Consider the following 9,237-nt stretch of genomic DNA (forward strand, 5'->3'; position numbering starts at 1 on the left):
GAATTATAGAGCAATTCCACAGGTAAAAAATTGAAGTTATATTTGAATCATTCCTTAGTAATTTTTTTATTTTTTCCGTAGTTTTATCTTTTACCCTGTGCTTTACTGTCTAGTCCAATCGTTCCATTTTCACTGTTATTACCTTTTATCGGAATAGCGAAAGCAAAAGTGCTTCCCTCTCCAGGATTGCTTTTGAACCAGATATATCCGCCATGCAAGTTGACAATCTGTTTAACCAGCGAAAGCCCCAGCCCGGTTCCCTGAAACTGTTTGGACAAAAAGGAATCAACCTGGCTGAAAGGCTTGAAAAGTTTACTTTGGTCCTCAGGTTTAATCCCAATTCCAGTATCCATGACCATTATTTCTACCATATCTCCTTTTTTTCGTGCTCCTATTTTTACAAGCCCGTTTTCAAAGGAGAACTTTATCGCATTATCAACAAGGTTATACATTATCTGAACGAACCTTGCTTCGTCAGCACATATAGTGGAAAGACTGCTATCTATATCGATTTCAACTTGAATATTTTTTCGGTCAGCTATAGGAGACAGAAGATTTCTTAGTATGTTAAACTTACCGGCAAGCTCAAACTTTGTATAATTGAGCTCCATTTTTCCAGCTTCTACTTTTGAGAGATCGAGGATACCATTTATCAGATTCAGAAGGTGCTTTCCACTCTTAGAGATATTCCCAACGGACTTTAACTGTTTTTCGTTAAGTTCACCGTATACCTGTTCATATAAAAGGTCAGAAAAACCTATTATGGAATTAAGCGGGGTTCTCAGTTCATGGCTCACATTCGCCAGAAACTCGCTCTTGGTGCGGTTTGCGGCTTCTGCTATTTGTTTTTCCTGCAGGAGGGTTTCTGCTGCTTTCCTTTCCGTAATGTCCCTGCACATTTCGAGGACTCCTATAATTTTTCCGCCCTCTTCGGTTACAGGTATTGCCTGAACAAACCAGACTTTACCGTCTTTTGCAGTAAACTCTTCTGATTTTTTGTTGCCTGTAGTGAAAACTTGCTCAAGTTGAAGGTAATCGGATAACGGACTATTTATATCAGGAGTATTCTTGAGGCATAGACCCACTGCTTTTTGGAGATCTATCTTCATAAATTTCAGGGCAGCTTTGTTTGCCCAGATAATATCACGTTCAGGACTTACGAAAATTGCCAGTTCATTCAAAGAATCAAGCAGGACTTTCTTTTCTCTTTCCTGTGCCTTTAACTCCTGCTGTGCAAGATCAATTTCGTTTAACATTCCGTTTATTTCCCTGGAAAGACGGTAAAGTTCATCATTGTCCTTGAGAGACAATCTTCTGGAAAGATCTTTTTCCGATCTTACCTGAGTAACAAAATTATCAATTCCTATTAGCCTTGAGATGAATAACTTATCAAGAGAAAATTTAACCCCAACCATGGTCATTAGACCGATTAGCAAAAGGAAGAGATACATGTTATTCAGGGTTCTCTCGCCATACAGATATATTTCTCTTGGAAAATCCGCCCTAATAACAAGAGCAGGTTTACCTGAAATATCCGGCAGTTCAAAATAACCAGCTATTCTGCTGTCATTGAGAGGTTCGACAATAGTATGTTGCGGACTATGTGAAAAGTTGTTAAGCTTAGCCTGGAAATCAGGAGGAAGATTGTCATCAACACTATACATCAAAAGCGAAGAACGGGTAGTTTCTTTAAAGGATTCAAGGAGATTGTCATCAAAATATCTGCCGAAAATCACAGTTCCTCTCACAGGACCCGTATAATTTGTCGTAAGGATAGAATGACACGAAATAAACATGGGTTTTCCGTCGAGCAGGACAAAACCGCTTATATTTCCATTTTCTCCTTTTGTAAGGAGGGTCCCGTCTTCCACTAATCTGAGGAGTTCTTCAGGAACTAGTGTTTCCTGTGAGGTGTCGATATCAACCGATTTTGCATAAACAAGAGACCCGGAATTGTTCACAAAAAGCATTACATTAATTTTAAGCTTGGCAAGAGTATGATTCTGAATGTTTTTCCGTATAAACGTCTCATTTCCGTCTTCAATAAATGAATAAGTATCGTTCCAGCAAGCCCAATCCTGTGCTATATAATTAAGATATCCTTGCTGGGTTGAAATGGCATTCTGTACTCTTTCTACATTATTCAGTGCATCCAACTTTTCAAGATCTAAAAAATTTGAAAGCTGCATGTTATGGGTGAGGGTAAACGAAGCTGCAAGAACACCAAAAATTATGAGAGTTATTAAAAGAACTTTTTTACTAATATCTATTCCGGACACCCCAAGGAATTCAATCGTTAGAAAAAGTTTGAAAGTAACATATAAAAGTTTGAAAGTAATATATTATTGATTAAAAAGGTGAGAAAGTATATAAATTTTAGTAAATGTTAGACAGATTTAAAATCAGTTAAAGCTTGTTCTCTTTTTTATGTTTTAGTCTCCTAAACTTTCCCATAGTCTATTGCAAGTGAGAACATAAGTTAAATGAACTTTCGATAAAAGCTTGAATCGGTCCTTTATTGTTTTTCGTTTATGCCGTTTCGGGCGTTCAGGTATGACTGTTCGGTAATTTCCAGATTTCCTCTGAGATTCACAACTTTCATATCAAACGTGCAGGCGAACTCTTTAACATTTATATGGAAATCTGGATCATCTACAAGCCCACTATCGATTTTTGCAGCCAGGCAGTAGAGTGGATTTTTCAGGTAACGATTGTTGAAATCTCTGCGTCCGTTTTTATTTTCAAGCTGCTTCCAGCTTGAGGCCCACATAGGTGTCAGGTAGATAGTTCCCATACCCTGAAAATTGGTCATGGCCCTGGCATAAGCTTCATTTCCTCCAAGCGCCAGACTAATGCAGTCCTCTATGGTTTTTCCATCTCGGTCTTTCAGGAAGAAAAGCGGGCATTTAAGATCAGCTAAATCTTCTTCCAGTTTTCCAAGTGCATGTCCGCAGATACCGTAAAAAATCAGGACCCCATCCGAAAAAAGAGACATCTCGCGGATATTTCTGTAAACCTCTGTCTTTAAAATATCAAGATCGGCATGTAAGTCCAGGCTTAATAAGTTTACTACAATACTTACCTCTTCTCCAAGTTTCCGTTTCCTGCAAAATCTATTGAAGATAGGAAAACTGGAAAAGAATCCTGCAGCAATTCTTAAATCATAGCTGGAGTGACCTTTGAGAAGCATTGGGACCCGATCCAGAAAAGCTGTCTTTGGGTTGCAGTTTCTTGACCTGAGCTTACGAAGGAACCCTGAAATTTCCCGATTTTCTACAACGATTAGCTGCTGTAGCTCACGGTCTTTTGATAATACATGTACAAGCTCATCTTCGAGCATCCTGCAGGCAACAATGCTCAGTACAGGCATAGTTTGAATGTCCTTCCTCTTAACTTTGTTAGGATTTTTTCTGGAATCATTTCGGGTAAACTTCTGTTTTCAGAGTTCCTGGAATCATTTCGGGTAAACTACTGTTTTCAGAGTTCCTGGAATCATTTCGGGTAAACTTCTGTTTTCAGAGTTCCTGGAATCATTTCGGGTAAACTTCTGTTTTCAGAGTTCCTGGAATCATTTCGGGTAAACTTCTGTTTTCAGAGTTCCTGGAATCATTTCGGGTAAACTCCTATTTTCAGAATTCCTGAATCATTTCTAGTAAGTTTCTATTTTCTTGATTCTGGAATTCTTTATGTCAATTTTTATTTTCGGAATTTCTGGAGTTCTTTCTGGTAAATTTCTACTTTCAGAATTTCTGAAGTCCTTTCTGGTAAGTTTTTATTCTAAAATTTATTCCTGTACTTTATATTGAGGTCTTCTTCATAGATCTTTACTTCTGGATTTTATTTGCGGATAATCTTGCACGGTAAATCTAAGGTTTGACAAATCTACCTATGAAAGCAATATAAAATTTACAGCTATATACAGATAAAAATTATGTTTAAAAGAAATCCTCGAGAAAAACGAAAGAGAGTAAATTTGAACAGAAAAGAATAGATATATGTCCGTTCTCAATTCTGTTCAACTAATTATGTTAGTTTCAGTTACCTATTCTCTTAATTTGTTATTATTAGAGATTACAGTACACTATATCTCTTTATATCACTGAACTTTATTTCCTATTCCTTTTCTTCTACCATTCTGCTTTTGTCTATTTTTGTCTATTTTTTTCTTGAATTTACAGGAAGTTTTTTATCAGGAGTGACTCCGTAATATTTTGTCCTTGCGGCTCCCCAGATACAGCCGTTTTTCCCGAAGATTTTCAACTCGATATTCTGGATAGCCTTACAAATTTTGTTTCCTTCTCTTGCACCCTTGCAGACTATGCAGAACTTTTCACAGAAAACAGGGGCATTTTCCTTATTTTCAGCCATTTCGACACTCTCAGCCATAGTTTGTTCTTCTTATCGGCACTTATGGGTGCTTATCCAGATACGGTGCTGATACGATATGATCAAAAACTTGATTAGAGTAACTTCTTTCCTGCGTCAGGACCGGGAGCACACTGGAACACATCGCTAATTCTTACTTCTATAAGGTTCTTTGCAGGAAGTCCGGGTTTTGCCGCATGCACAATTGCTTTCATTTTTTCAAATTTTTCCCCAGAGTCAATAATATCAGCTTTACCTTTTATCTGAAAACAGCCGCCTGTATCTGGTCCCCACACATAGACTGCTACGTTTGGATTTTCCTTAAGGTTTGCCAGGGATTTAGCCATAAAATTATCTGCAATCCATATTGTTTCATCATCTACAAGCTGGCAGAACCCTATAGGCACCACGTTAGGAACTCCTTCTTTTGAGGCCGTAGCCACGGGAAAGATCTTTACCTTCGAAAATGCAGTCTTCATCTCTTCACTTAATTTTACCATGATATCACCATCAAATGGTTGCAGTATAAATTTATATATTTAAGCGTCAGAATTATGTATCGAAGACTGGATTTGTGTATTTTAATAACCTTTCTGGAAAAGGATTATCTCGGACTTTTAAGCAAAAAATAGAAAACATTGAGTCTGAGCAATAATATAAAGAATCTTGAGTAAAAATATTCTAAAAAATCGGATATGAAAACGAGAAAGTTGTCAAATGGGAAAACTGACTGCAAAAATATGATTTTCTTCTCGAGTATACAGATTAACCTTATGCCCAGCTTACTGACATTCTTGCCCCTGAAGTTCTTGGATTCCGGAATAATGAGGCTGGATGTGTTCTTGTCGAGGCAGACGGCAAACCTGAGGTTATGTACAATAACCTTTTGTCTCATAATATCTCAACAAATTCTTAACATTGTGTTCCCGCCTTTTTGAAACTCGTATGCTACTTTTATTTCTTTTACATTTCGATTTCTCATCCTCAAAAAATCGATTATAGGCTCAAAGTATGATGATCGGTCGGCATTTAAGTCCAGTAACGGAAATATTCTGACTTCATTTGAGACCCTGCACAACTCCTCTATCGATTTCAAATGAAACTCCAGTGACAGATTATCCGTATATAGAAATAAAAAGTGAGAGCACAGTGCCAGATCAAACTCTTTATCACTAAAAGGCAGAAAGGGCAGTTCACCCGGTATATATCTTTTTTGCATCAAGCCTCCCGAAAAATCGTTCAGGAATTTCTCCATAGCTGACATCCTTATTTTTCCAAGTTCTTCAACTGAGCCGATTTCTTGCCAGATAAACTTATCCTGGTTTTTCTGAGTCTGGTCAATAATGTCATTATAGGTTTCATAAATTCTCTGTCTAATCTCGTCAGCACTGAAAATGTAAACAGGGTCGACTGATAGTATATTTCCTCCTAGTTCTGTAAGTTCTGCGTTGAAGCTTGCAGGTCCATCTCCACAACCCACTATCTTTCGCCTGAGATCGGCATGTGTTAAATCAAACATTCTGACATATTCGTTGAAAGACCTGCCCCACGGCTTGATATCATTATATACGAGTGTCATAATCTGTACGCCATAGTACATAAATGAGCAACATATATAAATCAGTATTCTTTAATAGACAGCCTATCCTAAGTGCCCGCAACGAAATAACCTATGCAATATACAATTATGTTTGAAATAAATAGTTGAGCTTGTTTGCGAAAATACTTACGTACAGTATAAAAACGTGCCTAAGTTATTTTGCTGCAGGTACTAAGATGAATTTTAAAATGAAGTTAAAAAATTAGTGCTCAGATTATAGTTTCTGGATCAGTGAGCACTAAATCAGAGTTAGCTTTTCATCAACTTAACGGTCTATTTAACAGAAGTTTTCCTGCAAATATAGATAAGATTATATCAAAGGAACATGTATTGAGAAGTGAAATTAATCATAAAGTATATCTTCTAGATATATATTTGGGGGGAAAAGATATTAGAAAACCTGGGACTCTTGTAGTTTTACTTTTAACGGTCTTATTTATTTCCGGCTGTGCGGAAAATGGTCAGGACAATAATACAGGATATGAGGACGAAGAAAGGATAACTCCAGTCGAAGGTGCTACTCCTAATGTAACAGAACAAGTTACAGAATCGGCCAACGAAAACACTGGAGAGGGATCAATGTCTGGTCAGGAGGAAAACTCCATGGATGAAGGGAAAGAAGTCATAATACCGGGTGAAGAAAACTCCGACCAGGGCAATGAAACTTCTTCTGAAAACTTAGACAACAATCTGACAATTGTTCAAACTGCAGAAGGGGCAGGATATACCACCTTTGCTTCACTTGCAAGGGATGCAGGACTTGAAGATATTCTTAGTAAAGGAGGACCTTATACTGTTTTCGCTCCTACTGACATAGCCTTTGAGAGCCTTCCAGAAGGCACGCTTGATGACCTTCGTAACGATAAAGAGAGGTTGAACCGTGTACTGACTTGTTATGTAATCAACGGAGAATATATGGCCTCAGATCTTAAAAATGTTGATACCATGGATTCCCTGGAGACCGAAAAACTATCTGTGAATACCACAACTGAAGGACAGATAACGGTAGGAGACGCAATTATAATAGAGCCTGATATCGTTGCAGGTAATGGAGTAGTACATGGAATTGATAAATTAGTGATTCCATTAGAAGTCTAAAATAGAAACCCGGAACAGAAGCAAAACTTATGAAGCAAAACTTATGAAGCAAAACTTATGCTGATTTAAAGATCATATAACTTAAAAATCATATTGATTTAAATATTTAAAGATTATATGACTTAAAAATCATAGTAATTCAGAGACCACATTGATTTGCTTCTTTCGTTCCTTTTTACCTTAATTCCATCCTAGCTTCGGCAGGTTAACGCAACTAGAGGTATATATTTTCATATTCCTCTCCCATTAGACTCAATATCTTCCAATGAATCTCTTCCATATTTAGAATTTCTGACTTTGCTTTCCCTTTTTTCTGAGTTATAAGTTCTGTAATTTCCTGAAACTTGAAAAATATCCATCTCATTGTCGGTCTTTTTGTTGGTTTTCCTTTCTGATCTGGAACCGTTTCATTTTCTTCTTCTAATTTTGTCCTTAATTTCCATTCCGCAATTGAATAAATCATCAAGCATAGAACCATTATCCTACATTCGGCAGCAAGCACATCCCAACATCTAAATATTCTTAATTGTTATTTTTTGTAGGTTAAGTTAAAAAACAGCATCTTGCGGATTATCTATCTAGCATGATTTGTCTTTTATCTCATATATTATAAATATATATTAATTATGTTATGGTTAACATTTAGTAATTTTTGATTTAAATTAAATATCAAAAGTTCTAAAAAAAACGATATCAATAGAAAAATTGAATGGATTTTTATGTCGACCTGCCGAAAGCAGGATTATCATTGTCAACGCTTCAATTCTTGATTTATTCTTGAGATACACCTTCGATACGCTAAAGGTATCACTTTTCAAAAATCTGAATCCTTTTTCTACTTTATCCTGTCCTTTATAATACTTCAGCATCTCTTCAGGAGAAAGACTGATATCATTACTTGCAAGAATGAAAAGTCCCATTTTCTCCATTTCTTTTAAAACAAAATCATCATTAACCTTTATAACCCCCTCAATCCTGTAATATGTCTTCAATTTCTCATCTTTAGAAATTCTGCCTCTTTTACCTGTTTCACGTTTTTTAACGGTTTTCAAATCTACTTTTTCAAACACAATAGAAGGGAAATCTGCAGTCCATTTTTCTGCTGCTTTTAATGCATCTTCTTCACAGAAAAAGTCCTCTCCTACCAGTTTTTTAAGCGACTTTTCTGCTTTTTCAAGTTCATTTTGAAGCTTCTTTCTGAGAGTTATCTCTTTCTTTTCTTTCATTTTATGAGAAAGCAACAAAACCCACTTTTGCTTGACTCCCCCATAATCAACAAAGGTTTGATAAAACGAGTATCTTTCATCGCTTTTCAGTGGCTTCAGGTTCAGATTTGCATTTAGCAGTTCCTTTGCCTCATTAATTGTTGCAGGAACACGACTGATCCAGAATGACTTTCCTATATTATTGATATTATTGTCAGTGTAAAAGGAACTATCAGCGACATAGTACACTTTGCTTTCAGGACTTAAAGCTGATTTGAGAGACTTTATTGCTTCCAGAATTGTGCTTTTGTCGGAAGCATTCCCTGAATGAGTGTTCATAAAAAGGGGTATTCCATGCTGATTTACAATCAAACTTAGCACAAATTGTTTGAGATCCCATCTTCCGTTTTTGGGAATTCCAAAAGTGATATCAATAGACTCCGTTTCTTCGTCTTGATAATCACCATAAACGCTGACACTTGTAGTGTCAGCGTGTAAACAATGGACAGGAATAGGTAGACGATTCATAATGTGAAGAACAATTTCCGTAAACAGTTTTGTAGGACCATACTTTACGATTCTGTCAAGAGTTTCTCCGATAGCATATTGATTCAGATCTTCTCGTGTTACACCTTCTCCAAAAAGTCTTTCTATAGAAATATTCCTGAAAAAGTCAGGAAAAAGGTATAGACGTTGACCTATGAAACCAAGACCATTGAGTACCATGGCAAGGATGCAGACTGAGTGAGGAATCTTGTGATCCCTTTCCTTTGGGAGTTTCTCATCGATCAGTTTGTCAACTTCAAGTTCTCGGAAAACTCCAGCAATGAGACCAAGGTGACCTAAAAATCTTGTACGTTTTATTGAGGATTCGACTAGTCGACTGTTGTTTTTGTCTGCCATGGAAAATCAAGAAAAAAGATGTGAGAATAATTATATTAACTTATATGTTTACCTGCCGAATCTAGG

The 9,237-nt window shown here is 36.7% G+C and carries 7 protein-coding genes and 1 pseudogene; 1 reads left to right on the forward strand and 7 read right to left on the reverse strand.

Going from position 1 to position 9,237, the window contains the following annotated elements; translation table 11 throughout:
* Window positions 1–83: 83 nt before the first annotated feature.
* The 5 genes from ASJ81_RS06135 to ASJ81_RS06155 form a co-directional block, all read right to left on the reverse strand.
* Window positions 84–2,279: a CHASE4 domain-containing protein gene (locus ASJ81_RS06135; RefSeq protein WP_095643722.1), complete on the reverse strand. Its 2,196-nt coding sequence runs from the start codon at window positions 2,277–2,279 to the stop codon at window positions 84–86.
* A gap of 236 nt (window positions 2,280–2,515) precedes the next feature.
* Complete coding sequence (locus ASJ81_RS06140; protein WP_095643723.1) at window positions 2,516–3,370, reverse strand: DUF1638 domain-containing protein; 855 nt, start codon at window positions 3,368–3,370, stop codon at window positions 2,516–2,518.
* A gap of 785 nt (window positions 3,371–4,155) precedes the next feature.
* Complete coding sequence (locus ASJ81_RS06145; protein WP_095643727.1) at window positions 4,156–4,368, reverse strand: hypothetical protein; 213 nt, start codon at window positions 4,366–4,368, stop codon at window positions 4,156–4,158.
* Window positions 4,369–4,460: 92 nt separating this feature from the next.
* Window positions 4,461–4,865 (reverse strand): pyridoxamine 5'-phosphate oxidase family protein, encoded by a 405-nt coding sequence (locus ASJ81_RS06150; RefSeq protein WP_095643724.1) that lies wholly within the window; start codon window positions 4,863–4,865, stop codon window positions 4,461–4,463.
* Window positions 4,866–5,266: 401 nt separating this feature from the next.
* Complete coding sequence (locus ASJ81_RS06155; protein ID WP_170943216.1) at window positions 5,267–5,944, reverse strand: SAM-dependent methyltransferase; 678 nt, start codon at window positions 5,942–5,944, stop codon at window positions 5,267–5,269.
* A gap of 351 nt (window positions 5,945–6,295) precedes the next feature.
* Here ASJ81_RS06155 and ASJ81_RS06160 point away from each other — a divergent pair, with 351 nt between their 5' ends.
* Entirely contained in the window at window positions 6,296–7,063 is a 768-nt protein-coding gene (locus ASJ81_RS06160) for a fasciclin domain-containing protein (protein ID WP_245859859.1), read from the forward strand.
* A gap of 214 nt (window positions 7,064–7,277) precedes the next feature.
* Here the strand turns inward: ASJ81_RS06160 and ASJ81_RS06165 are convergent, their stop codons facing one another.
* Together ASJ81_RS06165 and ASJ81_RS06170 are read right to left on the reverse strand one after the other, a co-directional pair.
* Entirely contained in the window at window positions 7,278–7,565 is a 288-nt protein-coding gene (locus ASJ81_RS06165) for a hypothetical protein (protein ID WP_394339133.1), read from the reverse strand.
* Window positions 7,566–7,797: 232 nt separating this feature from the next.
* Window positions 7,798–9,171, reverse strand: a pseudogene (locus ASJ81_RS06170) (IS1634 family transposase); the annotation flags it as partial.
* Window positions 9,172–9,237: the final 66 nt, after the last annotated feature.

The sequence above is a fragment of the Methanosarcina spelaei genome (genome assembly GCF_002287235.1).
GTDB lineage: Archaea > Halobacteriota > Methanosarcinia > Methanosarcinales > Methanosarcinaceae > Methanosarcina > Methanosarcina spelaei.